At 63.9% G+C, this 26,753-nt stretch carries 24 protein-coding genes and 2 tRNA genes; 17 read left to right on the plus strand and 9 right to left on the minus strand.

The features are described from left to right. Nucleotides 1–92: 92 nt before the first annotated feature. Nucleotides 93–166, minus strand: a tRNA-Gly gene (locus tag MLB1_RS20750). 164 nt (nucleotides 167–330) lie between these two features. Here MLB1_RS20750 and MLB1_RS20755 point away from each other — a divergent pair. The 7 genes from MLB1_RS20755 (at nucleotide 331) to MLB1_RS20785 (ending at nucleotide 5,909) form a co-directional block, all read left to right on the plus strand. Beyond that, nucleotides 331–404, plus strand: a tRNA-Pro gene (locus MLB1_RS20755). 66 nt (nucleotides 405–470) lie between these two features. Next, nucleotides 471–1,844, plus strand: a complete 1,374-nt coding sequence (gene tig / locus MLB1_RS20760) for a trigger factor (protein ID WP_180751739.1) — start codon at nucleotides 471–473, stop codon at nucleotides 1,842–1,844. 131 nt (nucleotides 1,845–1,975) lie between these two features. Next, nucleotides 1,976–2,569: an ATP-dependent Clp protease proteolytic subunit gene (locus MLB1_RS20765; protein ID WP_180751740.1), complete on the plus strand. Its 594-nt coding sequence runs from the start codon at nucleotides 1,976–1,978 to the stop codon at nucleotides 2,567–2,569. Continuing rightward, nucleotides 2,566–3,222, plus strand: coding sequence for an ATP-dependent Clp protease proteolytic subunit (locus MLB1_RS20770; protein ID WP_078298432.1), 657 nt, complete (start codon nucleotides 2,566–2,568; stop codon nucleotides 3,220–3,222). The genes MLB1_RS20765 and MLB1_RS20770 overlap by 4 nt, the downstream gene beginning before the upstream one ends. A 217-nt stretch (nucleotides 3,223–3,439) precedes the next feature. Then, nucleotides 3,440–4,720, plus strand: coding sequence for an ATP-dependent Clp protease ATP-binding subunit ClpX (gene clpX, locus MLB1_RS20775; protein ID WP_180751741.1), 1,281 nt, complete (start codon nucleotides 3,440–3,442; stop codon nucleotides 4,718–4,720). Between the two features lie 18 nt (nucleotides 4,721–4,738). Next, on the plus strand, nucleotides 4,739–5,350 hold the full coding sequence (locus MLB1_RS20780; protein WP_180751912.1) for a maleylpyruvate isomerase family mycothiol-dependent enzyme: 612 nt from the start codon (nucleotides 4,739–4,741) through the stop codon (nucleotides 5,348–5,350). A gap of 19 nt (nucleotides 5,351–5,369) precedes the next feature. Further along, nucleotides 5,370–5,909 (plus strand): GNAT family N-acetyltransferase, encoded by a 540-nt coding sequence (locus MLB1_RS20785; protein ID WP_180751742.1) that lies wholly within the window; start codon nucleotides 5,370–5,372, stop codon nucleotides 5,907–5,909. A 64-nt stretch (nucleotides 5,910–5,973) separates the two neighbouring features. Here MLB1_RS20785 and MLB1_RS20790 read toward each other — a convergent pair whose 3' ends face one another. From MLB1_RS20790 to MLB1_RS20800, 3 genes are read right to left on the minus strand one after another with little or no spacing between them, the layout of a single operon-like run. After that, nucleotides 5,974–6,171: a hypothetical protein gene (locus tag MLB1_RS20790; protein ID WP_180751743.1), complete on the minus strand. Its 198-nt coding sequence runs from the start codon at nucleotides 6,169–6,171 to the stop codon at nucleotides 5,974–5,976. Nucleotides 6,172–6,181: 10 nt separating this feature from the next. Further along, complete coding sequence (locus tag MLB1_RS20795) at nucleotides 6,182–7,339, minus strand: acyl-CoA desaturase (protein WP_180751744.1); 1,158 nt, start codon at nucleotides 7,337–7,339, stop codon at nucleotides 6,182–6,184. A gap of 29 nt (nucleotides 7,340–7,368) precedes the next feature. After that, the gene (locus MLB1_RS20800) at nucleotides 7,369–8,526 is read right to left on the minus strand and encodes a ferredoxin reductase (protein ID WP_180751745.1); all 1,158 of its coding nucleotides are present in this window, start codon (nucleotides 8,524–8,526) and stop codon (nucleotides 7,369–7,371) included. A gap of 104 nt (nucleotides 8,527–8,630) precedes the next feature. Between MLB1_RS20800 and MLB1_RS20805 the strand changes: the two genes are divergently transcribed. Continuing rightward, nucleotides 8,631–9,287, plus strand: a complete 657-nt coding sequence (locus MLB1_RS20805) for a TetR family transcriptional regulator (protein ID WP_180751913.1) — start codon at nucleotides 8,631–8,633, stop codon at nucleotides 9,285–9,287. A gap of 12 nt (nucleotides 9,288–9,299) precedes the next feature. On the opposite strand, the gene MLB1_RS20810 is transcribed toward MLB1_RS20805, so the two are convergent. Further along, nucleotides 9,300–9,461 (minus strand): hypothetical protein, encoded by a 162-nt coding sequence (locus tag MLB1_RS20810; protein ID WP_180751746.1) that lies wholly within the window; start codon nucleotides 9,459–9,461, stop codon nucleotides 9,300–9,302. 72 nt (nucleotides 9,462–9,533) lie between these two features. Between MLB1_RS20810 and MLB1_RS20815 the strand changes: the two genes are divergently transcribed. Continuing rightward, nucleotides 9,534–10,214, plus strand: coding sequence for a guanylate cyclase (locus MLB1_RS20815; RefSeq protein WP_180751914.1), 681 nt, complete (start codon nucleotides 9,534–9,536; stop codon nucleotides 10,212–10,214). A gap of 4 nt (nucleotides 10,215–10,218) precedes the next feature. Here MLB1_RS20815 and fdhD read toward each other — a convergent pair whose 3' ends face one another. Both fdhD and MLB1_RS20825 read right to left on the minus strand, forming a co-directional pair. Next, nucleotides 10,219–11,040, minus strand: coding sequence for a formate dehydrogenase accessory sulfurtransferase FdhD (gene fdhD / locus MLB1_RS20820; protein WP_180751747.1), 822 nt, complete (start codon nucleotides 11,038–11,040; stop codon nucleotides 10,219–10,221). After that, the gene (locus MLB1_RS20825) at nucleotides 11,033–13,381 is read right to left on the minus strand and encodes an FdhF/YdeP family oxidoreductase (RefSeq protein ID WP_371750673.1); all 2,349 of its coding nucleotides are present in this window, start codon (nucleotides 13,379–13,381) and stop codon (nucleotides 11,033–11,035) included. Before MLB1_RS20825 ends, fdhD begins: the two co-directional genes overlap by 8 nt. A gap of 274 nt (nucleotides 13,382–13,655) precedes the next feature. Here MLB1_RS20825 and MLB1_RS20830 point away from each other — a divergent pair, with 274 nt between their 5' ends. From MLB1_RS20830 to MLB1_RS20850, 5 genes are all read left to right on the plus strand, one after another. Beyond that, a complete protein-coding gene (locus tag MLB1_RS20830) occupies nucleotides 13,656–15,617 on the plus strand; it encodes a 2-oxoacid:acceptor oxidoreductase subunit alpha (RefSeq protein ID WP_180751749.1) in 1,962 nt (653 codons plus the stop codon). After that, nucleotides 15,614–16,711 carry a 2-oxoacid:ferredoxin oxidoreductase subunit beta gene (locus tag MLB1_RS20835; RefSeq protein WP_180751750.1) on the plus strand — a complete coding sequence of 366 codons (1,098 nt, stop codon included), beginning with the start codon at nucleotides 15,614–15,616 and terminating at the stop codon, nucleotides 16,709–16,711. Before MLB1_RS20830 ends, MLB1_RS20835 begins: the two co-directional genes overlap by 4 nt. A 920-nt stretch (nucleotides 16,712–17,631) precedes the next feature. After that, complete coding sequence (locus tag MLB1_RS20840; RefSeq protein WP_180751751.1) at nucleotides 17,632–17,952, plus strand: transglycosylase family protein; 321 nt, start codon at nucleotides 17,632–17,634, stop codon at nucleotides 17,950–17,952. Nucleotides 17,953–18,052: 100 nt separating this feature from the next. Beyond that, nucleotides 18,053–18,631 (plus strand): molybdenum cofactor guanylyltransferase, encoded by a 579-nt coding sequence (gene mobA, locus MLB1_RS20845; protein WP_180751752.1) that lies wholly within the window; start codon nucleotides 18,053–18,055, stop codon nucleotides 18,629–18,631. A 4-nt stretch (nucleotides 18,632–18,635) separates the two neighbouring features. Further along, nucleotides 18,636–19,871 carry a YibE/F family protein gene (locus tag MLB1_RS20850; RefSeq protein WP_180751753.1) on the plus strand — a complete coding sequence of 412 codons (1,236 nt, stop codon included), beginning with the start codon at nucleotides 18,636–18,638 and terminating at the stop codon, nucleotides 19,869–19,871. Between the two features lie 20 nt (nucleotides 19,872–19,891). Here MLB1_RS20850 and MLB1_RS20855 read toward each other — a convergent pair whose 3' ends face one another. Beyond that, nucleotides 19,892–20,563, minus strand: coding sequence for a VOC family protein (locus MLB1_RS20855; RefSeq protein WP_180751915.1), 672 nt, complete (start codon nucleotides 20,561–20,563; stop codon nucleotides 19,892–19,894). Between the two features lie 21 nt (nucleotides 20,564–20,584). Further along, the gene (locus tag MLB1_RS20860; RefSeq protein WP_180751754.1) at nucleotides 20,585–21,739 is read right to left on the minus strand and encodes an FAD-dependent oxidoreductase; all 1,155 of its coding nucleotides are present in this window, start codon (nucleotides 21,737–21,739) and stop codon (nucleotides 20,585–20,587) included. Nucleotides 21,740–21,865: 126 nt separating this feature from the next. Between MLB1_RS20860 and MLB1_RS20865 the strand changes: the two genes are divergently transcribed. The 3 genes from MLB1_RS20865 to MLB1_RS20875 all read left to right on the plus strand — a co-directional run bounded on the left by MLB1_RS20865 (nucleotide 21,866) and on the right by MLB1_RS20875 (nucleotide 26,723). Next, on the plus strand, nucleotides 21,866–22,480 hold the full coding sequence (locus MLB1_RS20865; RefSeq protein WP_180751755.1) for a DUF937 domain-containing protein: 615 nt from the start codon (nucleotides 21,866–21,868) through the stop codon (nucleotides 22,478–22,480). Between the two features lie 175 nt (nucleotides 22,481–22,655). Further along, the gene (locus MLB1_RS20870) at nucleotides 22,656–25,292 is read left to right on the plus strand and encodes a valine--tRNA ligase (protein WP_180751756.1); all 2,637 of its coding nucleotides are present in this window, start codon (nucleotides 22,656–22,658) and stop codon (nucleotides 25,290–25,292) included. A gap of 6 nt (nucleotides 25,293–25,298) precedes the next feature. Next, nucleotides 25,299–26,723 (plus strand): folylpolyglutamate synthase/dihydrofolate synthase family protein, encoded by a 1,425-nt coding sequence (locus MLB1_RS20875; RefSeq protein WP_180751757.1) that lies wholly within the window; start codon nucleotides 25,299–25,301, stop codon nucleotides 26,721–26,723. The last annotated feature ends 30 nt before the right edge of the window (nucleotides 26,724–26,753 follow it).

Raw genomic sequence — 26,753 nt, forward strand, 5'->3', positions numbered from 1 at the left:
CTCCCAGCGTGAGCAGCATCTCCATATCGGTCCACTTGCCGCCCCGCCTACCCAAACATCCGTGCGGCGGGACGCGGCCCTGTACTGACTGGTGGAGCGGGCGACGGGAATCGAACCCGCGTAGCTAGTTTGGAAGACTAGGGCTCTACCATTGAGCTACGCCCGCACGCTTACGGGTTGCCCCGCTTGCGTTGACGAATGTACAGCGCCGGGGCGGATCAAATCCAATTTAAGGGCCGAGGCCACGTCATGCGATGAGCCGCGTGCGCGAAGAGCATGTGGAACGCCGTAGGATCGCTTGGTCAAACGCCCAGCCGCGGATTGGTTGGACGGGGTGTAGCGCAGCTTGGTAGCGCATCCGCTTTGGGAGCGGAGGGTCGCAGGTTCAAATCCTGTCACCCCGACAGCACGACAGCACGAAGAACTGCAGGTCACGACGATCTGCCGCGAACTATAAAGGAGCACTGCACGTGAAGAGCACCGTCGAAAAGCTGAGCCCGACCCGGGTTCGCATCAACGTCGAGGTTCCCTTCGCAGAGCTTGAACCAGATTTCTCCAAGGCCTACCAGGAGCTGGCCCAGCAGGTGCGCCTGCCCGGTTTCCGCCCCGGCAAGGCTCCGGCCAAGCTGCTTGAGGCCCGCGTTGGCCGCGCCGCCGTGCTGGAGCAGGTCGTCAATTCGGCCCTGCCGACCCGGTACAGCGAGGCCGTCACCGCCTCCGATGTGAAGCCGCTGGGTCAACCGGAGATCGAGGTCACCAAGATTGAGGACGGCGAGGAGCTGACCTTCACCGCCGAGGTCGACGTGCGTCCCGAGATCGAGCTGCCCGACCTGAGCACCGTGACGGTCACCGTCGAGCCGGTCACCGTCGAGGACTCCGAGGTGGAGACCGAGCTGGACGCGCTGCGTGCGCGGTTCGGAACCCTCAAGGGCGTCGAGCGCGCCGCCGCGGACGGTGACTTCGTGTCGATCGACCTGTCGGCCACGGTCGATGGCAAGGACGTCGAGGAAGCCGCGACCTCCGGGCTGTCCCACGAGATCGGTTCCGGGCAGCTGATCGACGGCCTGGACGAGGCCATCATCGGCCTGAAGGCCGGCGAAGAGAAGGTGTTCAGTACCACGCTGGCCGCCGGTGAGTTCGCCGGACAGGACGCTGAGGTCACCGTCAAGGTCGGGTCCATCAAGGAACGCGAGCTTCCCGCCGCCGACGACGATTTCGCCCAGCTGGCAAGTGAATTCGACACCATCGGCGAGCTCAAGGAGAGCCTCACCGAGCAGGTGAAGGGCCGCAAGCGCATCGCGCAGGCCGATGAGATCCGCAACGAGACCATCACCACGCTGCTCGACACCATCGAGATTCCGGTACCCGAGAAGATCCTCGAGGAGCAGATCGGGAACAGCCTGCACGAGGCCGTTCACGGACTGGACCACAACGAGGACAAGCTCAACGAACTGCTCGAGGAGCAGGGCACCACGCGCGAGGAGTTCGACAAGGACCTGCGTGAGTCCGCGACCAAGTCCATCAAGACCGAGCTGCTGCTCGACGTGATCGCCGACAAGTTCGATATCAACGTCGACCAGCAGGACCTCACCGAACGTCTCGTGCTCATGTCGCGCCAGTACGGCATTGAGCCGCAGCAGCTGGTTCAGTACCTCACCCAGCAGCAGCAGCTGCCTGGGCTGTATGTCGACGTGCGCCGCGGCAAGGCGATCGCGGAGGTCATTCGTCAGGCCAAGGTGACCGATTCCACCGGCGCCGATGTTGACGTCGAAGCCGTGCTGGGACCGCGTCGCGAGGCCCTGGCGGATGCTGACGGCGCCGATGATGCGGAAGACACCAAATAACGCTCTGAGCGAACTCGCCCGTGGTGGGGAGTGCACGACCGCCGATGTTGGTTAATGTCGGCAGTACACGGAATTGGTTCCAAAGCGATATCCCGAAGAGCTAGACGAAGGCAGGTTGCACAGTGACTGAAATGCGTTCGGCGACAGCCGGGCTCAACCTCATCGACTCGGTGTATGAGCGCCTGCTCTCCGAGCGCATCATTTTCCTGGGCCAGCAGGTGGACGACGACATCGCCAACCGGCTTTGCGCGCAGATCCTGCTGCTGACGGCAGAGGATCCCACTAAGGACATCCACCTCTACATCAACTCGCCGGGTGGCTCGATCAGCGCCGGTATGGCGATCTTCGACACCATGCAGCTCTCTGAATGCGATGTCGCCACCTACGCGATGGGCATGGCGGCCTCCATGGGCGAGTTCCTGCTGGCGGCCGGTGCCAAGGGCAAGCGGCATGCCCTGCAGCACGCCCGCATCCTCATGCACCAGCCGCTTGGTGGCGTGACCGGCAGCGCGTCCGATATCGCCATCCAGGCCGAGCAGTTCCAGGTCATCAAGAAGGAAATGTTCCGCCTCAACGCCGAGTTCACCGGCAAGAGTGTCGAGCAGATCGAGACCGATTCGGACCGCGACCGCTGGTTCACCGCGCCGGAGGCACTCGAATACGGCTTCGTCGACCAGATCATCACCCGCGCAAACCTGAACGGCAGCAAGGGAGCTTCAAAGTGATCAGCAAGCACCTCAACCCAGAACTGGCGCCGCAAGCCCGGTACATCCTGCCCTCGTTCATCGAGCACTCGAGCTTCGGTGTCAAAGAGTCCAACCCGTACAACAAGCTGTTCGAGGAGCGCATCATCTTCCTCGGCGTGCAGGTGGACGACGCCTCGGCCAACGACATCATGGCCCAGCTGCTGGTGCTGGAATCGCTGGATCCCGATCGCGAGATCACCATGTACATCAACTCCCCGGGTGGCTCGTTCACCTCGTTGATGGCGATCTACGACACCATGCAGTACGTCCGCTCCGATATCCGCACGGTGGTACTGGGCCAGGCCGCATCGGCCGCTGCGGTGCTGCTCGCCGCGGGAACCCCCGGTAAGCGGATGGCGCTGCCCAACGCCCGCGTGCTCATTCACCAGCCGTCACTGTCGGGAGTTATCCAGGGCCAGTTCACCGATCTGGAGATCCAGGCCAAAGAGATCGAGCGCATGCGGGTGCTGCAGGAGACCACTCTGTCCCGGCATACCGGTAAGGCCGAAGAAGTCATCCGCAAGGACACCGACCGCGACAAGATCTTCACGGCCGAAGAGGCCAAGGAGTACGGGATCATCGACGTCGTCCTGGAGTACCGCAAGCTCTCGGCGACCAGCGCCGCTTCGTAACGGTTGCGACACACCGGTCTCGGTCGCGCGTCATCGGGTGCCGCGGTCGGTGTGAGGCGATATGTTCTCCAGCACGGCGGGCGTAAATGCCGTCGGTGCTATTCGGTTTATCGGTCGCGGGGTGTCCGGTGTAGCGGGTAGCGTCGGGACGAACAGGTCAGAGGACGTGCTGACACCACGATCCACCACCGCGTGACAGGAAGTAGGACTGGCCACCATGGCACGTATTGGAGACGGCGGCGACCTGCTGAAATGCTCGTTCTGCGGAAAGAGCCAGAAGCAGGTCAAGAAGCTCATTGCCGGCCCCGGCGTGTACATCTGCGATGAATGCATCGACCTCTGCAACGAGATCATCGAAGAGGAATTGGCCGACGCCGACGACGTCAAGCTCGATGAGCTGCCCAAGCCCGTCGAGATCCGTGACTTCCTGGAGAACTACGTCATCGGCCAGGACAATGCGAAGAAGACGCTGGCCGTCGCCGTCTACAACCACTACAAGCGCATCCAGGCCGGAGACAAGGCCCGTGACGCCCGCGGCGAGACCGTTGAGCTGGCCAAATCCAATATCTTGATGCTGGGCCCCACCGGCTGCGGTAAGACCTACCTGGCGCAGACGCTGGCCAAGATGCTTAACGTGCCCTTCGCGATCGCCGACGCCACCGCCCTCACCGAGGCCGGATATGTGGGCGAGGACGTCGAGAACATTCTCCTCAAGCTGATTCAGGCGGCCGACTACGACGTGAAGCGCGCCGAGACCGGAATCATCTACATCGACGAGGTCGACAAGATCGCCCGCAAGAGCGAGAACCCGTCGATCACGCGTGATGTGTCCGGCGAGGGTGTGCAGCAGGCGCTGCTGAAGATCCTGGAAGGTACTCAGGCCTCGGTGCCCCCGCAGGGCGGCCGTAAGCACCCGCACCAGGAGTTCATCCAAATCGACACCACGAACGTGCTGTTCATCGTGGCCGGTGCCTTCGCGGGCCTGGAGAAGATCGTGGCGGACCGTGTCGGCAAGCGCGGCCTGGGCTTCGGTGCCGAGGTCAAGTCGAAGGCCGATATTGACACCGCCGACCACTTCGCCGACGTCATGCCGGAGGACCTGATCAAGTTCGGGCTCATCCCCGAGTTCATTGGCCGTCTGCCGATTGTCGCCTCGGTGACCAACCTCGACCGCGAATCGCTCATCACGATCCTGTCCGAGCCGAAGAATGCGTTGGTCAAGCAGTACACCCGCCTCTTCGAAATGGACGGCGTCGAGCTGGAATTCGAGCAGGATGCGCTTGAGGCCATTGCCGATCAGGCCATCCACCGTGGCACCGGTGCCCGCGGGCTCCGCGCCATCATGGAGGAAGTGCTGCAGCCAGTGATGTACGACATCCCGAGCCGCGACGATGTCGCCAAGGTTGTGGTGACTGGGGAGACCGTCATCGACAACGTGCTGCCGACCATCGTGCCGCGTAAGCCCTCGCGCACTGAGCGGCGCGACAAGTCTGCATAGCTCGTCGTCATGAGCGCCATGCAGTTGGCGCGGGCAGAGCGTATCGATCTCGCGAAGTTTTTGGCAGCGCTAGCCCCTGAGCAGTGGGATGCACAGACCCTCTGCACCAAATGGCGGGTGCGTGACGTGGTCACGCACCTGATCGGTTACGAAGAGCTCAGCTACGCCGAGTTCTTTCCCCGCGTTGTCAAGGGTGGCTGCAACCCGAACCGGATCAATGCCAACCGCCTCGCCGAGCTCGCCGATAGGACCCCCGCGCAACTGTTGGAGATGGTCCGCGCCTCGGAAACTCCGCGCTCACTCACATCGGGATTCGGGGGTCGGATTGCGTTGCTGGACGGCATAGTCCACCAACAAGACATCCGCCGTCCGCTGGGCATCCCGCGCATCATCCCGCAAGAGCGGCTGGTCCCGGCACTGGATTTCGCGAGATGGGCCCCTCCGGTTCGTGGCGCGCTGCGGGCTAGGGGGGTCCGTCTGGTGGCCACCGACATCGACTGGTCGCGCGGTAGCGGGCCCGAGGTCACCGGTCCCGCGGAAGCGCTGCTGATGGCGATGGCCGCACGCCCACACGCACTCACAGACCTGGAAGGCCCGGGTAAATCAACCCTGGCACAACACATTTCATAGATGTCCGTATGCTGGATATATGTCCGCGGAGTTCCTGAGCCAGCCCACTCTCGAGGGTCCCACGTTGACCCTGCGTCCGTTGGAAGCGGACGACCTTGAGCCGCTGTACCTCGCCGCCAGTGATCCGCTGATCTGGGAGCAACACCCGAGCCCGGACCGCCACGAGCGGGCTATCTTCGAGCGGTGGTTCGCCGAGGCTCTTGCCGCGAAATCGCTTGTCATCATCGACCATTCGACGGGGGAGATGATCGGGTCCTCCCGGTTCTACGAATGGGATCCGGAGACGCGCGAGGTCGCGATCGGGTATACCTTCATCACCCGCGAGTACTGGGGTGGCACCGTCAACGCCGAGCTCAAGACGCTCATGCTGGATTACGCCTTCATCAACGCGGACCTGGTGTGGTTCCACGTGGGTGCCACCAATGTGCGGTCGCAGCGGGCGCTGGCCAAGATCGGAGCCCAGGAGCATCACCGCCAGAAGCGCGAGATCAACGGCGCACTGGAGAACTACGTGTACTTCACCATCACCGCGACCGACTGGCGAGAAGCCTCCGACTGACGTGACTCCGCGCTGAGGGCGGACATTTCGCGGTGCTGGCCGGCCTCAGCGCAGAGTCAACGTATTACGTTTCTTCCTGGTCGCGCTCGGCTGTTTTCGCAGCCTCGCGCATCTCGAAGGCGTCGGTGGCGATCTCACCGATCTGCCTGGTGACATCCACCACCGCATTGGTGATGATCTTGGCGATCTCGCCCACGTGCTCAGCGGTCGACGACACGACTTCCTGTGCCAGGTCCTTGTTGCGTTCGAACTTGCTCACCACGCCACCTAACTTACGCGTCGACCAGCTCGCCGCGCTCGTCAACTACGACGATCTCGGGCCGCTTCTCTCGATCGATATGCACGACGAGCTCCGGCTCGCCGCCGAACCAGCCGTTGGGCAGCGATAGACGCGCGATCTTCTTCCACGTCGAGGAGATCTGTTGGAAGAAGCCGCCGGAGTTGTACGGCAGTCCGTACTTCTGGCACAGCTCCCGGACCTCGGGTGCCATCTCTGGGTAGCGGTTGGCGGGTAGGTCGGGGAACAGGTGGTGTTCGATCTGGTGCGACAGGTTGCCGCTCATGATGTGGAACAGTCTGCTGCCCTCAATGTTCGCAGAGCCGAGCAGCTGGCGGACATACCACTCGCCGCGCGTTTCGTTCGCGGTCTCCTCCTTGCTGAATGTCTGCACACCGGAGGGAAAGTGTCCGCAGAAGATGATCGAGAACGTCCAGATATTGCGTATCAGGTTGGCGGACGCATTACCGAGGAAGGTGATCGGGAACAGCGGCCCGGTCAGCGCCGGATAGATCACGTAATCCTTGAGGACCTGCTTTCCTGCCTTACGCCACATGCCCTTGACGAGTGTCTTGACGTCGTACCACTTGCGCTTGCCTTTGAGGATGTTCTCGACCTCCAGGTCATGCACCATGACGCCCCACTCGAACAGCAGCATCAGGGCCGTCGCCCAGGCGATGTTCCCCAGGTAGTACGGGTTCCACTTCTGCTCGGGCACCATCCGCAGGATGCCGTAACCGATATCGCGATCCATATCGACGACATTGGTGAAGGTGTGGTGCAAGTAATTGTGCGAATGCCGCCACTGATCGGCGGGGCACACCGTGTCCCACTCGAATTCCCTTGAATTGAGCCCCTTTTCGCGCATCCAGTCGTACTGGCCGTGCATGACGTTGTGCCCGATCTCCATGTTGTCGAGGATCTTCGAAACAGAAAGAGCGCCCACCGCCGCGAGCCAGACCGGCGGGATGAACCCGAGGTACATCAGGCCGCGTCCGGCGAGCTCGCAGCCGCGCTGGGTCTTGATGATGGAGTAGATGTACTCGCGGTCGCGGTCGCCCAAATCGGCAACGACGCGGGAGCGCAGCGCGTCGAACTCCCTGCCGAGTGCCTCGACATCTGCTGCGTTGATGGTGATTTCGTTGCTTGTCATCTCGCTGCCTTCCTGGTGGGTAGCCGGGTTTAGAGGTTGATGTCGACGTCACCGACGGGGGTGGTGATGCAGAGCTGGATGTGTTGATCGGGGTCGTCGTTCTCGTCGCCGGTACGCAGGTTCCGGGTGCACCCGGACGTCTTCACCGCCGAACAGGCGAAGCAGATACCCATCCGGCAGCCGAACTCGGGTTGCAGACCGGCCGCTTCGGCCTGTTCGAGGATGGGCCGGCCGTCGTTTTCGGCGGTGACTGTGCCTTTGTCGGACGTGGCGAATCGCAGCACGCCCCCGGCCTCGGCAGTGGTGCCCGACGTGGTGAGGGTGAATTCTTCGGTGTGCAGACGGTCGGAGATTCCGCGTTCCGCATACAGCGCGCCGACTGCCTCGTGCAGAGACGGCGGGCCACACAGGAATGTCTGGGTGTCGGCATGCGCAGGGGCCTGGTCTTCGCGCAAGCTGGGGGTACCTCCCGCTTGCGGGGGACTCATCCATGGCGCGACTGCGTCAAGCTGCTCAGGGCCGAAGTATTGGCCGCCTGCGCGGGTGTACTCGGTGTGCACCGTGACCGAGGGCAGCTCGGCCAGCTCGGCCAGCTCGCGGGCGTACGGGTTCTCCGCGGCGCTAGGAGCGTAGTAGAGGATTGTCAGGGTTCCCGGATACCCATTTCCTACAAGGCTTCGTGCCATTGAGATAACAGGTGTAATCCCACTACCGCCCGCGATGAGTAGGGTCCGCGAGGGTCGCGGGTTCGGCAGGGTGAAGCTGCCTGTGGCCGGGGTGATGCTGTACACATCACCGACCGCGGCGTGCTTGTACAGATAGTTCGAGACCAAGCCTTCGGGTCGTCGGGCGATGGTCAGCTCGATGATTTCCCGGGCGTCGTCGGCGCACGAGGGCGAGAAGCATCGGACATGCCGCACACCGTCGATGACGACGCCCAATTGGACGAACTGACCTGCTCGAAAGCCTTTGAACTGGCGGGTTGTGCGCAGGGTCAAGGTCACCGATCGAGTAGTGCGGCGCTGGACGCGAACGACGCGGGCGCGGGCCTCTTCCCAGGTGATCATCGGGTCGACGAGTTCGAGGTAGCGGTCGACGGCGTGTGGGGTGAGCGCGGCTGACAGTAGCCGGCCCAATGAGGACTCGGGAGTCAGGATGCGCCGGGTGGCTTTAGTTAGAAATGTCATTCGAACTGCCTCCGTTAGGTTAACGAATGTACACTGAAATTGTGAACCAAGAGACCCCCACTCAGTCAAGCCGCAATCACCGTGTCGGCCATCACAGCGATAAAGTGGCCGCCATGACCAGTCGTCGTGAGCGGGGACCGCATTCGGGTGGTTCCGCGCGGCGTGAATCGGTCCGGGGTGAGCAGAAGTTGCGCACCAGGACGTCACTGATCGAGGCCGCTCTTGATCTCTCCCGTACCCAGGCTTTCTCGGGCCTGAGCCTGCGCGATGTGGCGCGTGGAGCCGGGATCTCGCCGACGGCGTTCTACCGCCACTTCTCGTCACTCGACGAGCTGGGTGTGGCCCTGGCCGAGGAGGGGATGAGGAGCGCGCGGGGCATAGCGCGCGAGATCCGCCGTGGCGAGCCCAAGACACTGAGCGAGGCGATGGGAATCCTGGCAGAGCAGGTGCGGCAGAGTCCCGATCAGTTGCGGTTCGTCGTGACCGAGCGATACACCGCGCCCACCGAGGTGCGGCGTGCGGTGAACATCGAGATGCGGCTGCTGGCGGGGGAGCTGGCGATCGACCTGGCTCGACGCGATCAGATGCGGATGTGGGACTCCGCCGACCTGACGACGGCGGCGAATCTCATTCTGTCGATCGCCGCGAATGCGGTCGCGGAGTTGGTACAGCCAGATGCCGACACCGATGAGGTGGTCAGTACCGCGACTAGCTCGTTGAGGATGGCCTTCGTCGGCCTGCAGAACTGGAAGTCCAGCTAGTTCGAGGCCTCGCTAGTCGCGACGCTCCGATTCGCCGAGTCGCTGATGCAGCCGGTCGCGGATCTCGTCCACGGTGTACGCCTTGCGTCTGCGTTGATCGCGGGCGACCAGTACGCCCCCTGCCGCCACCCCGACGGCCCCGGCGAGCCCGAGCCACTTCCACATGTTGGCCATCGGTCCAGGCTACGGTGCGGAGATGATCGAGAAGGCGACAGGATGAGCCGCTTGCGCGAAGACAATCGGTCCGTGTCGATTGAGCAGGCGCTCGATGCGACACGGACCGGCGACATTTGGGTGTTCCGCGGACGGTCGGGCCCCGATCGTCTTATCCAGACGTTGTCGAACAGCCCGGTCAATCATGTTGGCATGACGTTGGCGATCGACGACCTGCCGCCGCTCATGTGGCACGCCGAGCTCGGCAACAAACTCACCGATGTGTGGACCGGCGATAATCACCGAGGAGTGCAGCTGCACGATGCGCGCGCGGCGATCGAGCGATGGGTACACGTGTACGGGCAGCGGTGCTGGCTTCGGCAGCTGAGCCCGCGGCTGAGTCGCGAGCAGGAGGACGCCGCGCTGCGCGTCGTCGCCCGGATGGACGGGACGCCCTTTCCGGCCACCGCGCGGTTGACGGGCCGCTGGATGAGAGGCCGGTTTCCGACCGTCAGCGATTGGACACGTGGAATCCCGTTCGTGCACAAGAAGGTTCGCGAGGTGGCCGAGCGCGACAAGGTGGAACACCGCCAGGCCGGGTTGGAGACTGCGTTCTGTGCAGAGACGGTGGCGATCAGCTATGAGGAGATGGGACTGCTCCTCACCGAGAAGCGGTCGAACTACTTCGACCCGGGATCGTTCTGGAGCGGCGACGGCTTGCCGTTGGCGCCGGGCTACTCACTGGGTAGGGAGATCGCCGTCGAGGTGCCGTGAGGCGCTAACGGATGCGGTCTGCCCGGGTGTAGACATTCATGCTGTCCTCTCGCAGGAATGCAACGAGCGTCATCCCCGACTGCGCCGCCAGATCGACGGCCAGCGAGGACGGCGCCGACACCGCGGCTAGGATCGGAATCCCTGCCATGGTGGCCTTCTGGGCGAGCTCGAAGGAGGCCCTTCCGCTCACCAGTAGCACCGTTCCGGTCAGTGGCAGCCTGTCGTTCTCCAGTGCCCACCCGATGACCTTGTCCACCGCGTTATGCCGGCCGATATCCTCGCGCACTGCCAGCATGGTGCCGTCGATGGTGAACAGTGCCGCGGCATGCAAGCCGCCCGTCGTCGCAAAAACCTTTTGTGCCGAACGAAGTTTGTCGGGCAGGCCAACCAGTGTGTGCGACTCGATCGTGGACGGGTCGTCACCGGGGGAGAAGCGGCTGATTGTGCGTACCGCTTCCAAGGAGCCTTTGCCGCAGACACCGCAGGAGGAGGTGGTGTAGAAGTTCCTCGTCACCGCCGGGTCCGGTGCGGGAACTCCGGGGGCCAAGGTGGCATCCAGGACGTTGTAGGTGTTCAGACCGTCGGGTCCTTCGCCCTGGCAGTAGCGCACGGTCAACAGATCTTCGCGGCCGGCGATGACCCCTTCGGTGAGCAGGAACCCTTGGGTGAGTTCGACATCCGATCCGGGGGTGCGCATTGTGACGGCCACCGCCTGCCCGTTCACCCGAATCTCCAGGGGCTCCTCGACGACCAGTGTCTCGCTGCGGTCGTTGTGTTCGACACCCTCGATGCGCCGAATGCGCCGCCTGTCGGTGACCCTACCCACGGGCTTCCAGCCGGATCACGACCGCCTTGGACACCGGGGTGTTGGAACGCTCCGCGACGTGATCAAGGGGCACAAGCGGATTGGTTTCGGGATAGTAGGCGGCCGCGTTACCCCGGGGCGTGGAATACGGCACCACCAGGAAGTCCTCGGCCCGCCGCTCCTCGAGTGTTCCGTCGGCGCCGGTGTATTCGGAGACAAGATCCACCCGCGCGCCCTCGGATAACCCAAATGCCACCAGGTCTTCTGGGTTTACGAAGACCACCCGGCGGCCGCCCTTGACGCCGCGGTATCGGTCGTCCAGGCCGTAGATGGTGGTGTTGTACTGGTCGTGGCTGCGCAGCGTCTGCAAGACCAGCCGGCCATCGGGGATCTGCACCCATTCCAGCGGTGCCACCGAGAAGTTGGCCTTGCCTGTGTGGGTGGGGAATTGGCGATCGTCACGTGGCGGATGCGGCAGACCGAACCCGTCTGGTTGGCGGACCTTGGTGTTGTAGTCAGTGCATCCGGGCACTACTCGTGAGATGGCATCGCGGATGGTGTCGTAGTCCTCGATGAACCTCTCCCACGGCACCGGATGCGTTGGGCCCAGGGCGGCGCGTGCCATCTGGCAGACGATGGCCACCTCGCTGCGCAGCTCCGTGCTGGGCGGGTGCAGACTGCCGCGCGACAGGTGCACCATGGACATCGAATCTTCCACGGAAACAAGTTGCTTTCCCGATTTCTGGATATCGCGGTCGGTGCGCCCGAGGGTGGGCAGGATAAGTGCAGTGCGACCGTTCACCAGGTGGCTGCGATTGAGCTTGGTGGAGATCTGCACCGTCAGTGCGCAATTGCGTAGCGCGGCCTCCGTAACGGCGGTGTCAGGGGTGGCGGAGGCGAAATTGCCGCCCATGCCGATGAAGACCGAGACCTTGCCGTCCCGCATGGCCCGGATCGCGTCGACGGTGTCGAGCCCGTGCTTGCGCGGGGTGGTGATGCCGAACTCGGAATCCAATGCGGCCAGGAATGATTCGGGCATCTTCTCCCAGATGCCCATGGTGCGGTCACCCTGGACGTTCGAGTGACCACGCACGGGGCACACTCCGGCACCCGGCTTGCCGATCATGCCGCGCATCAGCAGCAGGTTCGTCGCTTCGCCGATGGTGGCAACCGCATGCCGGTGCTGGGTGAGGCCCATCGCCCAGCAGAAGATGGTGCGCTTTGACTCGGCAAGCAGGTTCGCCACGGTACGCAGCTGGGACATCTCGATTCCCGTTGCCTGCGAGACGGTTTCCCAGTCGACCGTCCGGGTTTGCGCGGCCCATTCCTCGTATCCCGCGCAATGCTCCTCGATGAATTGCCGGTCGACGACGCTCCCCGGGTTGGCGTCTTCGGCTTCCAGGAGCAGCCTGCCCAGGCCGGCGAAGAGCGCCATATCGCCGCCGAGGCGGATCTGCAGGAACTCGTCGGCGATCGCCACGCCGTGGCCGACAACGCCGTTGACCTTTTGCGGGTCCTTGAACCGAAGCAGCCCGGCCTCCGGGAGCGGATTGACGGCAATAATCTTGGCGCCGTTGGCTTTCGCCTTCTCCAGCACCGACAGCATGCGGGGATGATTGGTGCCGGGATTTTGGCCGGCGATGAGGATGACGTCGGCGTGCTCGATATCCGGTATGGATACCGAACCCTTACCGATTCCGATCGAGTCCGTCAGTGCGGTACCCGAGGACTCGTGGCACATATTGGAGCAGTCGGGCAGGTTGTTGGTGCCCAGGCTGCGGACCATCAGCTGGTAGCAGAATGCTGCCTCGTTACTGGTGCGCCCCGAGGTGTAGAACGCCAGGCGGTCTGGGTCGGCAGCGGCGTTGATCTCACTGGCGATGAGCCGGTAGGCGTCGTCCCAGTCGATCGGCCGGTAGTGCGATTCGCCCGTGTGCAGCACCATCGGGTGGCTGAGGCGACCTTGCTGGCTGAGCCAGTATTCGGGTAGCTCACGGAGTTCGTCTACGGAGTGCTGGGCGAAGAACTCCGGGGTGACCGTGCGCTTAGTTGCCTCTTCGGCCACCGCTTTGGCCCCGTTCTCGCAGAACTCGGCGAGTTTGCGGTGGCCCGGAGTTTCGGGCCAGGCGCAGCCGGGGCAGTCGAAGCCGTGGCGTTGATTCAGCTTGGTCAGTGTCGCGACGGTGCGTAGCGGACCCATTTGTTCGAAGGCGCGTTGCAGAGAAACTCCCACCGCGGTCATTCCTGCGGCGACGTCCTTCGCCCCGGTGACCGCGATATGGGGTTCGCCGCCTTCACCCGACTCAGGCGCGCTGCCGTGGCCAAAGCCGTCACCAACCGTCGGTATCCGGTGCCCGGTCATGATTCTCATTCTGGACCTGTCGGCCGGTCTCGGCGCCACAACCCCCTGATAGTCGTCGCGGAGCGATGGCGCCAACGGGCAACCAAGCAGATGCTTGGCTGATCCTTGTGATTTGCCTCACGTCTACTGGCGGGTAGTGAGGCAACGGCACTGGCCAGGCAGTAGGAATTGTCTCGACAGGTGTCAAGTTTCGCGCCTACGGGCACGCCCTCGTCAAGGTCAGCGGTGCGAAAGTGTAATAATCGGTACTGAGAGTGACAGAAAACTCCGCTGAATGGTGGCGTACGTACCGCCACCGCCGGAGTTCGTCGTGAAAGGTAGGTCACCGGTGGGCGACGGAGCCGTATCGGAGAAGCTGGAAAAGGTCGTCATCCGGTTTGCTGGAGACTCGGGCGACGGTATGCAGCTCACCGGAGACCGATTTACCTCCGAGGCCGCGGTCTTCGGTAATGACCTCGCCACACAGCCCAATTACCCCGCCGAAATCCGCGCCCCACAGGGCACGCTGCCCGGTGTTTCGTCCTTCCAGATTCAGATTGCCGACTACGACATCCTCACCGCGGGCGACAGGCCCGACGTACTGGTGGCGATGAACCCGGCGGCTCTCAAGGCCAACATCGGCGATCTGCCGCGCGGCGGCATGGTGATCGCCAACTCCGATGAGTTCACCAAGCGGAACCTGGCCAAGGTCGACTACCAGTCCGATCCGCTCGAGCACGACGATATGTCGGACTATGTGGTGTATCAGGTCCCGATGACCACTTTGGCGCTCGGTGCCGTCGAGCCCGCCGGAGTCTCGAAGAAAGACGGCGCACGCACCAAGAACATGTTCGCGTTGGGGCTGCTGTCCTGGATGTACCACCGTCCCTTGGAGGGCACCGAACAGTTCCTGCGGGAGAAGTTCGCGAAGAAGCCCGATGTGGCCGAGGCCAACATCCTGGCCTTCCGGGCCGGCTGGAACTACGGCGAGACCACCGAAGCCTTCGGAACCACCTACGAGGTGGCCAAGGCTTCGCTTCCGCCTGGCGAGTACCGGCAGGTTTCGGGTAACACGGCGTTGTCCTACGGCGTTGTCGCCGCGGGACAGCTTGCGAAAACCCAGGTGGTGCTCGGTACCTACCCGATCACCCCGGCATCCGACATCCTGCACGAGCTGAGCAAGCTCAAGCATTTCGGCGTGCTGAGCTTCCAGGCCGAGGATGAGATCGCTGGAATCGGTGCGGCCCTTGGGGCTTCGTTCGGTGGCGCCCTGGGCGTCACCAGCACCTCCGGCCCCGGTGTGGCGCTCAAGAGCGAGGCGGTGGGGCTGGCGGTCATGACTGAACTGCCGCTTCTGGTGATCGACGTGCAGCGCGGCGGACCGTCGACGGGTCTGCCCACCAAGACCGAGCAGGCCGATCTGCTACAGGCCCTCTACGGGCGCAACGGTGAGTCACCCATCGCGGTGCTGGCACCGCGGTCGCCCTCGGACTGCTTCGATGTCGCCGTCGAGGCGGTGCGTATCGCGCTCACCTACCGGACCCCGGTGATGATCCTGTCCGATGGAGCAATCGCCAATGGCTCTGAGCCGTGGGCCATTCCGGATATCGCGAGCTACCCGGCGATCGAGCACACATTCGCCACACCGGACCAGGACTTCGCGCCCTACAACCGCGATCCCGAGACACTGGCCCGCCAGTTCGCCGTGCCCGGCACCCCCGGGCTGGAGCACCGTATCGGCGGCCTGGAGAAGGCCAACGGTTCGGGCAACATTTCCTACGACCCGGCCAACCACGACCTCATGGTGCGGTTGCGCCAGCTCAAGATCGACGGAATCACCGTGCCGGACTTGGAGGTTGACGATCCGAGCGGCGGTGCCGAACTGCTCATGGTCGGGTGGGGCAGCTCGTACGGCCCCATCGGCGAGGCATGCCGGCGCGCCCGCCGGAAGGGCCTCAAGGTGGCCCATGCCCACCTGCGTCACCTCAACCCGTTCCCGCAGAACCTGGGTGAGGTACTACGCAAATACCCGAAGGTCGTTGCGCCGGAGATGAACCTTGGACAGCTCTCGCTACTGCTGCGCGGCAAGTTCCTGGTGGATGTGCAATCGGTGACGAAGGTGCAGGGTATGGCCTTCCTCGCCGACGAGGTCGAAGAAATCATCGATGCGGCCCTGGACGGGTCACTCGCCGAAAAGGAAAGTCAGAAGGCTGTACTCGCGCGCGAATCAGCGGTGGCCGTAGGGGATCGAGCATGACCGACGTTTTGAACGGAACCGACAGCGTGAACGGTCTCACCGGTGTGGATCTTGGCCTGAGCGCCAATGCGCTGGTGCCCACCAGCGACGAGCAGCTGAAGTCGAAGGACTTCACCTCCGATCAGGAGGTGCGCTGGTGCCCCGGATGCGGTGACTACGTCATCCTCAACACCATCCGAGGCTTCCTGCCCGAGCTTGGTCTCAAGCGCGAGAACATCGTGTTCATCAGCGGCATCGGTTGCTCCAGCCGGTTCCCCTACTACCTCGATACCTACGGCATGCACTCGATTCACGGGCGTGCCCCGGCCATCGCAACCGGCCTGGCGCTGGCTCGCGAGGACCTGTCGGTGTGGGTGGTGACGGGTGATGGTGACGCGCTGTCCATCGGCGGCAACCACCTGATCCACACCCTGCGCCGCAACGTGAACCTGACAATCCTGTTGTTCAACAACCGGATCTACGGCCTCACCAAGGGGCAGTACTCGCCCACCTCGGAGACCGGCAAGGTCACCAAGTCGACGCCCATGGGCTCGCTGGACTACCCCTTCAACCCGGTGTCGTTGGCGCTGGGCGCCGAGGCCACCTTCGTCGGCCGAGCACTTGACTCGGACAAGAAGGGCCTGTCGGAGGTGCTGCGTGCCGCGGCCGCGCACCGTGGTTCGGCGCTTGTCGAGATCCTGCAGGACTGCCCGATCTTCAACGACGGGTCCTTCGACCTGTTGCGCAAGGAAGGCTTCGAGCAGCGCGTTATCAATGTGAGCCACGGCCAGCCGATCACTTTCGGCGCCGAGGGTGAACTCTGTGTCGTCCGTTCCGGTTTCAGCCTTGAAGTGGCTAAGACTGCGGATGTGAAGGCCGAGGACATCGTGGTGCACGACGCATATTCGGATGATCCCGCCTACGCGTTCGCACTGTCACGGTTGTCCGAACAGGATCTTGAATACACCGTGATGGGTGTGTTCCGCAGCGTGCAGCGGCCGAGCTATGACGATATGGCTCGGGAGCAGCTGGCCGTCGCTGCGGCGGCCAAGCCGAGCGACACCGCCGCGTTGCAGGCGCTGTTGACCGGTCGCGACACCTGGACCGTCGGCTAGCTAGAACTTCTAGCTGACCCTGTCCCCGGGCTCGCTCGTCGAGTGTGGGGGGAGGTCGCGAAACGGGCGGGATGCGTCCGTAACCCACACGGTCGGCGATGCTATGCGCGATAGCGCCGATGGGGTCCGCCGGCTGGCTGGAAAGTCTTTGGTGGCACCGGCTTTGGTGTCTAGGTAGGGCACCGTCAGGTTGCCCCCGTGTCGGGCGCGTACCTCACTCACATCTCACTTAGGTGGATTGTGTGCGCCTGCGATGGCGCTTGCTGACGTCACTCGCTGCGGTAACGAATTCGTAGACACCCCTTGGCTTTTGGTCAATCCCTTGGGTATTGGGAATATATGATTTCCTTTCTGCTGTCTACATTTGTGGCAATTGGCAAATTGAGTTACTTGTGATACCAATGTGAATAGAGTTAATTTGTCAATTAGCCACGCCGCATGTTGTTGAAGTTTCTATCGTGACGCGTGTGATTTGCTGAATCGTGGCGTGGCTCACAATATTGCCGTGATCTGACTCACTTGTGCCAGCTAGAGCGCACTCTGGGCCAACCTGAGAATTTCGTAAGTGACCTGCGGTTAGTCGCTATAGATTCCCTCCGTGATTGTTTTGTTATTGGTTTGGGATGTGCGTGTCGTGGGATGACTTTCGCTGAGTCCTTCCGTACGGTCCGACGGGTCAACAAATCGGAGCAAAACTCCGAACCGTGAACCCTGTAAGTAAATGGGGACAGGAACGCCAGTAGGCAGTTCCTGGCCGCCGGCGAGATGAGCCGGTGAGGCAACAGCCGCCTCCCTTGTCGCGCCCGACCGAGACGGCGCGATCCGACGAAGATGTCCACCTCGCCTGTAGGTGTGCCAGAGCCCGCTGCGGTTATCCGCAAGCGGGTGGTGGTCGGTGCGTGCCCGGCGAGAGGAACGACATGAATTACATCCGCAAAACGCTCACCACGGCGGCCATCACCGGCGCGCTCGTCGCGGCTCCGATGGCGCTGGCTGGAACAGCGAGTGCGGATCCGGTCAACTGGGATGCCATCGCTAACTGCGAGTCCGGTGGCAACTGGGGAATCAACACCGGAAACGGCTATTACGGCGGCCTGCAGTTCAACATGGGCACCTGGCGCTCCAACGGCGGCGCCGGCTCACCGCACCTCGCTTCGCGCGAGGAGCAGATCCGGATCGCGGAGAACGTGCTGTCCCGTCAGGGGATCGGCGCATGGCCGGTCTGCGGACGGCGCGGCTAAGCCGTAGAACCACCTCAACGAGCCACCAAGGGCGTGGCACACCTCGACCGGTGAACCTACCCCTTGGTGGCTTGTTGGCATCTGTGCGTACCTTTCCCGTATGAACGCACTCGCGGCGGTGGTGCTCACCGGGGGAGCCTCGCGCCGCATGGGCCGCGACAAGGCGACCATCCGCTGGGGCGGGGAGAGCCTGGCGGAACGCATCGTGCGAACAGTGAGCTCACGCTGTGCGCCGGTGATCGTGGTGCGCGCGCCGCATCAGGACATGGGTGATCTCGGAGGGAGTTTAGACACGGTCGTCGTCGTCGACCCGCAGCCGGGGCAGGGGCCGCTGGTGGCGCTGGGACAGGGCTTGCGGGCCGCCGCGGAACGGGGAGCACTCAGAGCCTTTGTCTGTGCCGTCGACATGCCGTTGCTTGCCTCGGCGCTCATCGATGAACTCGCCACCGGCGGTGGCCGCATCACCCTCGCCACTGCGGACGGCCGGGATCACTACCTGGCGGCCGTGTATGACACGGACCTATGCGACACCATTGATGAGTTGACGTCCACCGGGGAGCGACGGCTCGGCTCGCTTTTCGAGAGCGTTGGTGCGCAACGAATTTCGATATCCAACCCGAAATGGGTCGCCAACGTGAACACGGAGGCGGAGCTGGCCGCGTTGCCACCTCTACCCTGACAGAGTGGCGCATTCGCATACCCATTCCCACACGATGCCGACGGGCCCCGCCCCTTTCGGCTCCACCGCCGCCCGGACCGTGGTGGGTCTCCTCGGTGTGATGGGGATTGCGGTCCTCGTCGGCCTCGTTGTGTTGTGGCCGGAGCACCGCACGGTGGATATACCGCAGCCGTATCAGAATGCCCATGGCGGTGCGGTCACCACAGAATCGGGCCAGGTGGTAGCGACGCGTATCGGTGAGTGCGGCAGCCCCTCCACCGGGCAGGTGCTCACCGCTGACCCGGTGCCGGGTCAGACACCTGAGTCGACGTGCTCGCTCGACCTCATCGCCATCACCTCCGGCCCCAACTCGGGCGCCAAGACTCAGCTGGAATTCACGGCCGGTGGCGGGCAGCCGACTCTCGCTGCCGGAGAAGATATTCGGATCACCAGGCAGGTCGACGCGCAGGGCGCCACCACCTACAGCTTCTATGACTACGAACGCGCGTGGCCGCTGGCGGCGGTAGCCGCAGCCTTCGCGATCGTCATCTGCCTGGTGGCGCGCTGGCGCGGATTACGGGCATTGGTGGGCATCGTGGTGGCGTTCATGGTGCTCGCCGTGTTCCTGCTTCCGGCAGTGCGTGACGGCGGCCCCGCGTTGCCGCTGGCGCTGGTGGCGTCGGGCTTGATCCTGTTCGTGGTCATCTACCTTGCTCACGGTGTGAGCATGCGCACCAGTGCGGCGCTATTGGGCACCCTCACGGCGATGCTGTTCGCGGCCGGACTGTCTTGGGCCGTCATCGGGCTGACACATCTGACCGGCCTATCGGACGAGCAGAACAACGAAGTCGCCGCGTACATGGGTGGGGTGTCGATCTCCGGGTTGTTGCTCGCCGGGTTCATCATCGGATCGCTCGGCGTTCTCAACGACGTGACGGTCACGCAGGCCTCAACGGTCTTCGAACTGGCAGAGCTCGGCGACGGCTCGACGCGACGCGACATTTTCCTGGGCGCCATGCGGGTGGGGCGCGATCACATCGCCAGCACGGTGTACACGCTGGTGCTGGCGTATGCCGGGAACTCGCTGCCGCTCCTGCTGTTGTTCAGCGTCGCCAATCGATCCCTGGGTGACGTACTGACTAGCGAGGGAGTGGCGATCGAGATCGCCAGATCCGCGGTGGGTGGCATCGCCCTGGTGCTGTCGGTTCCGTTGACGACTGCGATCGCAGCGGCGTTGGCGACACCAGGCAAGCGGGCCTAGCCGAAGGCGGGCAAGCGGCCCTAACCGAAGGCGCAGAACTCGTTTCCGTCCGGGTCGGTGAGCACAGTCCAGCGGATATCGGTATCGGGGCCGCGGAGCGCGCGGGCGCCGTCGTGCACCAACTCGGCGGCATCGGCACGTACATCCCAGTGCCAGCGGTTCTTGACCACACGCTCATCGGCAACCGGAACGAACTTCCAGATCAGGTCACCCCATCCGGCGCCGTCGCGCAGCCACCGCGGCGCCCCGTCGGAGCCGGGTATCAGTGTGCCGCCGACGAGGCCCTGCCACCACCGGGCGATCTCGACCGGATTTTCGCTATCGGTGCACACTGCGAATAGCCTTGCAGGCGTATCGCTTTCGAGTTGCGGATCGAGAAAGGCGCAGAACTCGTTGCCCTCGACGTCCGCCAGTACGGCCCGGTTTGGCCCATACTCCGCCACCACCGTCGCGCCCAGCGCGATGAGGTCCTCGGCGCCACGTGCGTATACATCGAAATGCACACGGTTCTTGACGGCTTTGGGCTCCGGGACGCGATTGACCCAGATATCGACATCCTTGCCGCGCCGGATCAGCGCTTCGCCTGCCTCGTCGACATCGACCTCACCCCCGATGGCCGCGGCCCAGAACTTGGCGACGGGCACGGGCAGCATCGCGTCGATGCAGAAGTCCTTGAGACTGGCACTGGGCATGGGAATCGACACAGGCGAATCCTATGGGCGAACGGTTATGTCACACGCGTCATATCCGGAGATGCCCCGTAGCTGGCGCCAGAACACGGCTGCGGGTATCCGAGCCGATGCTCGGGTCAGCAGTCCGCTCAACACGGCGGGGCGCGCATAGGTCGCGTGACCGATGTGACGGCTCCGATTGACCACTGTGCGGGTGCGGGATTTGCGCTGGCGCGCGTATTCACGGAAAGCGCTTGGCAGAGAGGATCGTTCGGATACTGCCACGCCGAGCACTGCGGCGTCCTCAAGGGACTGGCATCCGCCCTGGCCCAAGTGTGGTCGCATCGGGTGCGCCGCGTCGCCCACCAGCACGACCCTCCCGCCGGTGATTCGGCGCAGGCGCCCGCGGTCGAAGATATCGCCGCGGAGCACCGACGACTCGTCGCTCTGCTTCAGCAGGTCCGGGATCGGGTCGGCCCAATCGCTGAACTTTCTTGCCAGGTAGTCGATTTCGCCGTTGGACGCGCGTTGTGCTTCGAGGGATCGTTCGCCGGCGAACCAGTATGTACGGCCGCCGGGCATCGGCAGATGGCCGAATTCGATGCCCGGTCCCAGGGTGATCCCGGCCAGCTCCTCGGAGACCGCCATGTCGGCGATACCGCGCCATGCGGTGTACCCGGAGTATCGGAACGCGAGTGGTCCATTGAGATATTGCGCTGCGAGCGATCCGATCCCGTCGGCACCGATGACCGCGGAGGCGGTGAGTGCCTCGCCGTCGGCCAGCTCGACGGAGGTCCCGTGAAGCCCGTCGCGAACTCTGGCCACGCGAGCGCCGTAGCGGACGGTCCCCGGCGTGAGCCGGCCCGCCAGAATCGCCAGGAGTTGATTGCGTTCGGTGACCGCGACGGGCTCGCCGATTGCCCTGGTGAGCTGTCCGTTCGGAGGTTCTCGGAGTATTCGCCCATCCCGCCAGCGCATCATGCCCGCCTCCGCCCGCGCGCTCGCATCACGCACGTCGTCACCGACACCGAGGGCGTCGCATGCCGCTAATGCGTTGGGCCATAAGGTAATCGCGTAGCCTGTGGAGGTGCCATCTCGATCGTCGAGAACCACGACATCGCGCCCGGACTGCTGTAACGCGACTGCGGTGGCAAGACCGGCGATCCCGGCGCCAACCACGACGATGTGGCCGCTCATGGTTCGACGGTATGGGCGGACCCCACAGGGGTAAAGGGTCTGGGTCTGTGATGTTCGGCATTCGTTTACTCGGGGCTGATCTGCTTGGCTAAGGTTCACCAAACCCAGACATCTAGGAGGAGACCCATGGCCACACTCGAAGAGCTACTTAACGAGATTCCGACCGATCAGATCGCCGCGAAGCTCGGAGTCGACAACGAGACGGCCGAGAAGGCGATCAAGTCAGTGGTGCCGCTGCTGGTGGGCGGCCTGCAGGCCAACGCCGACGACCCGGACAAGGCCGCTGATCTGCAGGCCAATGTCAGCAGCGCGCCGAGCACCCTCCTTGACGGCGGTGTGAATGTCGACGATGTCGATCAGAACGCAGGCAACGCGGTCGTTGCTTCGTTGTTCGGTGACAACAATGCCGACGACGTAGCCGCCAAGCTGTCCGGCGCCGGAGCCGGCAGCAGCGACTTGATCAAGCAGCTGCTGCCGATCCTTGCGCCGATCGTGCTTGCCTTCGTCGCCAAGAAGCTCACCGGTGGAGGCGCGCAGGCTGCTCCCGCCGAGGCGCCCGCGGCCAGCGGTGGCGGTATTGGCGACATCCTGGGCAACATCCTCGGCAGCGCCGTCGGTGGCGGGGCAGCCTCCGGTGGTAACAACCCGCTGGGCAGCATCCTGGGTAGCGTCCTCAGCAGCAAGGGTGGCAGCGACGCCCTCGGGAGCATTCTGGGCGGCCTGCTCGGCGGCAAGAAGTAACCGCGCGGCCTCACACGGAACCACCCGGCGCCTCACGGGCCGGGTGGTTTCGTCGCGTTATAGCCCATCCGGTCTGACGAATGTGGCGTCAGCGCGGCGTTCGGGCCGGATTCCCGCGGTGGGGTCACACTCGGCGCGTGAAATGCCGTGGACCGGCAACCCTAGAATCTGATGGGTGACCCAAACCCCTGACACGAACGCCGCCAGCTCCCTGCCCACCTCGTGGGACCCGGGAGCGGTAGAGGCGGACCTGTATCAGGGCTGGGTCGACGCCGGATACTTCACCGCCGATCCGTCCAGCGACAAGCCGGGCTACTCGATCGTGCTGCCACCGCCGAATGTCACCGGCAGCCTGCACATGGGACACGCGCTCGACCACACCCTGATGGACGCGCTGACCCGCCGCAAACGCATGCAGGGCTACGAGGTGCTCTGGCTGCCCGGTATGGACCATGCCGGTATCGCCACTCAGAGCGTGGTGGAGAAGCAGCTGGCCGCCGACGGCAAGACCAAAGAGGAGTTCGGCCGCGAGCTGTTCATCGAGAAGGTGTGGGACTGGAAACGTGAGTCCGGCGGCGCCATCGGTGGGCAGATGCGCCGCCTCGGTGACGGCGTCGACTGGAGCCGTGACCGCTTCACCATGGACGAGGGCCTGTCCCGCGCGGTGCGCACCATCTTCAAGAAGTTGTTCGACGCCGGGCTGATCTACCGCGCCGAACGGTTGGTCAACTGGTCACCGGAACTGAAGACCGCCATCTCCGACCTCGAGGTCAAATACGAGGAGGTCGAGGGCGAGCTGGTCTCGTTCCGGTACGGCTCCCTGGACGACAACGAACCGCATCTGGTGGTGGCCACCACCCGCCTGGAAACGATGCTGGGGGATACCGCCATCGCGGTGCATCCCGACGACGATCGATACAGTGCGCTAATCGGTCAGACGCTGGCGCACCCGTTCCAGGACCGCAGCATCCCGATCGTCGCCGACACTCACGTCGACCCCGAATTCGGCACCGGCGCCGTCAAGGTCACTCCAGCGCATGACCCGAATGACTTCGAGATCGGGCTGCGACACAAGCTGCCGATGCCGACGATCATGGATATCCACGGCCGGATCTGGAACAGCGGAACTCAGTTCGACGGCATGGACCGGTTCGAGGCGCGGGTCAAGGTGCGCGAGGCGCTGGCCGAGCAGGGGCGCATCGTCGCCGAGAAGCGCCCCTACCTGCACAGCGTCGGTCATTCCGAGCGTTCGGGCGAGCCCATCGAGCCGCGGTTATCCCTGCAGTGGTGGGTCAAGGTCGAGTCGCTGGCCAAGGCCGCCGGTGATGCGGTTCGCAATGGCGACACCGTGATTCACCCAGCCAGCCTGGAGCCGCGTTGGTTCGCATGGGTCGACAATATGCACGACTGGTGCATCTCCCGTCAGCTGTGGTGGGGCCACCGCATCCCGATCTGGCACGGCCCTAACGGGGAGATCGTGTGTCTCGGTCCCGACGAGACCGCCCCCGAGGGCTACGAGCAGGACCCGGATGTGTTGGACACCTGGTTCTCCTCGGCGCTGTGGCCGTTCTCAACGATGGGCTGGCCCGATGCCACCCCGGAGCTGGAGAAGTTCTATCCCACAAGCGTTCTGGTCACCGGGTACGACATTCTGTTCTTCTGGGTGGCGCGGATGATGATGTTCGGCACGTTCGTGGCTGGGGATCCCGCATTGGGCGACGCCCGCGTCCCATTCCAGAACGTCTTCCTGCACGGCCTGATCCGTGATCAGTTCGGCCAGAAGATGAGCAAGTCCAAGGGCAACGGTATTGATCCGCTGGACTGGGTGGAAGGGTTTGGCGCCGACGCATTGCGCTTCACGCTCGCCCGGGGCGCCAGCCCGGGTGGTGACCTATCCGTCGGCGAGGATGCCGCCCGCGCCTCACGTAACTTCACCACGAAGTTGTTCAACGCCACCCGATTCGCATTGATGAACGGTGCCGCGCTGGGCGAACTTTCCGCCGCCGATCTCACCGATGCCGACCGGTGGATCCTGGGCCGCCTCGAACAGGTGCGGGCAGAGGTGGATGTCGCACTGGATCGCTACGAGTTCAGCGTGGCCTGCGAGGCGCTGTATCACTTCGCGTGGGACGAGTTCTGTGACTGGTACCTGGAATTGGCAAAGGTGCAGATGGCCGAGAAGCCGGAGGGCACCCGCATTGTGCTGGCGACGGTATTGGACGCCTTGCTGCGGCTGTTGCATCCGGTGATTCCGTTCGTCACCGAGGTGTTGTGGAAGGCGGTCACCGGCCAGGAGTCGGTGGTCATCGCGGCCTGGCCGACCGCCTCGGGTATCGAATTGGATAACGCTGCGGTGCAGCGTATTGCCGATATGCAGAAGCTGGTGACGGAAGTTCGGCGATTCCGCAGCGATCAGGGCTTGGGTGACCGCCAGAAGGTCGCGGCCCGTCTGGCCGGTGTCTCCGAGGCGGGACTGGACGGACAGCTTGCCGCGGTGACCTCCCTGGCCTGGCTGACCCCCGCCGAGGAAGGTTTCAGCCCGACGGCTTCGGTGGAGGTGCGGCTGTCCGGCGCCACCGTGACCGTCGAGGTGGACACCTCCGGCACCGTCGACGTCGAGGCTGAGCGTCGGCGATTGGAGAAGGATCTGGCCGCCGCACGTAAGGAACTCGACGGCACTACAAGCAAGTTGGGCAATGATGCGTTCTTGGCTAAGGCGCCCGACGCCGTGGTTGAGAAGATTCGTGGCCGCCAGCGGTTGGCCACCGAGGAGGTCGAGCGGATCACCGCCCGCCTCGGCGGGTTGGTGTAACCAGTCATGAATCCAGAACCCTCGCCCGACGAGATCGCCGCTCTGCTGCAGATCGAATATCTGCTCGACCAACGGTGGCCGGAAACCAAGATCGAACCGTCGACCGACCGCATTGTCGCCCTGATGGAACTGCTGGGTTCGCCCCAGCGCGCATATCCGGCCATTCACGTCGCCGGCACCAACGGCAAGACCTCGGTGACGCGGATGATCGACGCGCTGTTGACGGCGCTGCACCGGCGCACGGGACGCACCACCAGTCCGCATCTGCAATCGGCAGTTGAGCGCATCGCCATTGACGGCCAACCGATCTCGCCGGCGAGCTACGTCGAGATCTACGCCGAGATCGAACCGTTCGTGGAGTTGGTGGACAAGCAGTCGCAGGAGCAGGGCGGGCCCGCGATGAGCAAGTTCGAGGTGCTGACCGCCATGGCCTTCGTCGCGTTCGCGGACGCGCCTGTCGACATCGCGGTCGTGGAGGTCGGGCTCGGCGGCCGGTGGGATGCCACCAATATCATCGACGCCCCGGTCGCCGTCATCACGCCGATCGGTATAGACCATGTCGAATTCCTGGGGTCGGACATTGCGACAATTGCCTCGGAAAAGGCCGGAATCATCAAGCGGCACAAGCTTGATGGAATGACGGGCGAGGCCGGTTCCGATACAGTTGCCGTCATCGCACAGCAGACGCCCGAGGCGATGGAGGTGCTGCTGAGCCAGACCGTCGAGGCCGACGCCGCGGTCGCACGGGAAGGCTCGGAGTTCTCGGTGTTGTCCCGTCAGGTCGCCGTCGGCGGGCAAATGCTCGAACTACAGGGTCTCGGTGGGGCGTACTCGGAGGTCTTTCTGCCCCTGCACGGTGAGCATCAGGCGCATAACGCGGCGCTCGCGCTCGCCGCGGTGGAGGCATTCTTCGGTGCGGGTGCCGAACGACAACTCGATATCGATGCAGTGCGCGCGGGATTCGCGTCTGTGATCGTGCCCGGACGGCTGGAGCGAGTGCGCAGCGCTCCCGCCGTCTTCCTGGATGCCGCCCATAACCCGCACGGTGCCGCCGCGTTGGCCGACACCTTGCAATCAGAATTCGACTTCCGGCGTCTTGTCGGCGTCATCAGCGTGATGGCTGACAAGGACGTCGCCGGAATTCTTGCCGCGCTCGAACCGGCATTCGACGAGATCGTGGTGACGCACAACGGTTCTCCCCGCGCGTTGGGTGCCGATCAACTGGCAGAACTGGCCCTGGAAATCTTCGGCGAGGACCGCGTCGTCGTCGCACCCACACTGCTCGATGCGATCGAAACCGCCACCGCGATGGTGGAGGAAGCGGCTGAAGACGGGGGAGCGGAAGGCTTTTCGGGCACCGGAATCGTCATAACCGGATCGGTCGTCACCGCGGGTGCAGCACGGACACTGTTCGGAAAGGACCCAGAGTGAGCACCGAGAGCGAAGAGGGGGAAACCCAAC

The organism is Mycobacteroides sp. LB1 (genome assembly GCF_013449725.1).
In the GTDB taxonomy this organism is placed as follows: domain Bacteria; phylum Actinomycetota; class Actinomycetes; order Mycobacteriales; family Mycobacteriaceae; genus Mycobacterium.

Coding starts and splice junctions, on each gene's coding strand:
- clpX (WP_180751741.1), top strand. CDS start 3,440: ATGGCACGTATTGGAGACGGCGGCGACCTGCTGAAATGCTCGTTCTGC.
- MLB1_RS20780 (WP_180751912.1), top strand. CDS start 4,739: ATGCAGTTGGCGCGGGCAGAGCGTATCGATCTCGCGAAGTTTTTGGCA.
- MLB1_RS20840 (WP_180751751.1), top strand. CDS start 17,632: ATGAATTACATCCGCAAAACGCTCACCACGGCGGCCATCACCGGCGCG.
- MLB1_RS20795 (WP_180751744.1), bottom strand. CDS start 7,339: ATGACAAGCAACGAAATCACCATCAACGCAGCAGATGTCGAGGCACTC.
- MLB1_RS20865 (WP_180751755.1), top strand. CDS start 21,866: ATGGCCACACTCGAAGAGCTACTTAACGAGATTCCGACCGATCAGATC.
- MLB1_RS20825 (WP_371750673.1), bottom strand. CDS start 13,381: ATGACCGGGCACCGGATACCGACGGTTGGTGACGGCTTTGGCCACGGC.
- MLB1_RS20810 (WP_180751746.1), bottom strand. CDS start 9,461: ATGGCCAACATGTGGAAGTGGCTCGGGCTCGCCGGGGCCGTCGGGGTG.
- MLB1_RS20800 (WP_180751745.1), bottom strand. CDS start 8,526: ATGACATTTCTAACTAAAGCCACCCGGCGCATCCTGACTCCCGAGTCC.
- MLB1_RS20875 (WP_180751757.1), top strand. CDS start 25,299: ATGAATCCAGAACCCTCGCCCGACGAGATCGCCGCTCTGCTGCAGATC.
- MLB1_RS20835 (WP_180751750.1), top strand. CDS start 15,614: ATGACCGACGTTTTGAACGGAACCGACAGCGTGAACGGTCTCACCGGT.
- MLB1_RS20855 (WP_180751915.1), bottom strand. CDS start 20,563: ATGCCCAGTGCCAGTCTCAAGGACTTCTGCATCGACGCGATGCTGCCC.
- MLB1_RS20830 (WP_180751749.1), top strand. CDS start 13,656: ATGGTGGCGTACGTACCGCCACCGCCGGAGTTCGTCGTGAAAGGTAGG.
- MLB1_RS20860 (WP_180751754.1), bottom strand. CDS start 21,739: ATGAGCGGCCACATCGTCGTGGTTGGCGCCGGGATCGCCGGTCTTGCC.
- MLB1_RS20765 (WP_180751740.1), top strand. CDS start 1,976: ATGCGTTCGGCGACAGCCGGGCTCAACCTCATCGACTCGGTGTATGAG.
- mobA (WP_180751752.1), top strand. CDS start 18,053: ATGAACGCACTCGCGGCGGTGGTGCTCACCGGGGGAGCCTCGCGCCGC.
- MLB1_RS20785 (WP_180751742.1), top strand. CDS start 5,370: ATGTCCGCGGAGTTCCTGAGCCAGCCCACTCTCGAGGGTCCCACGTTG.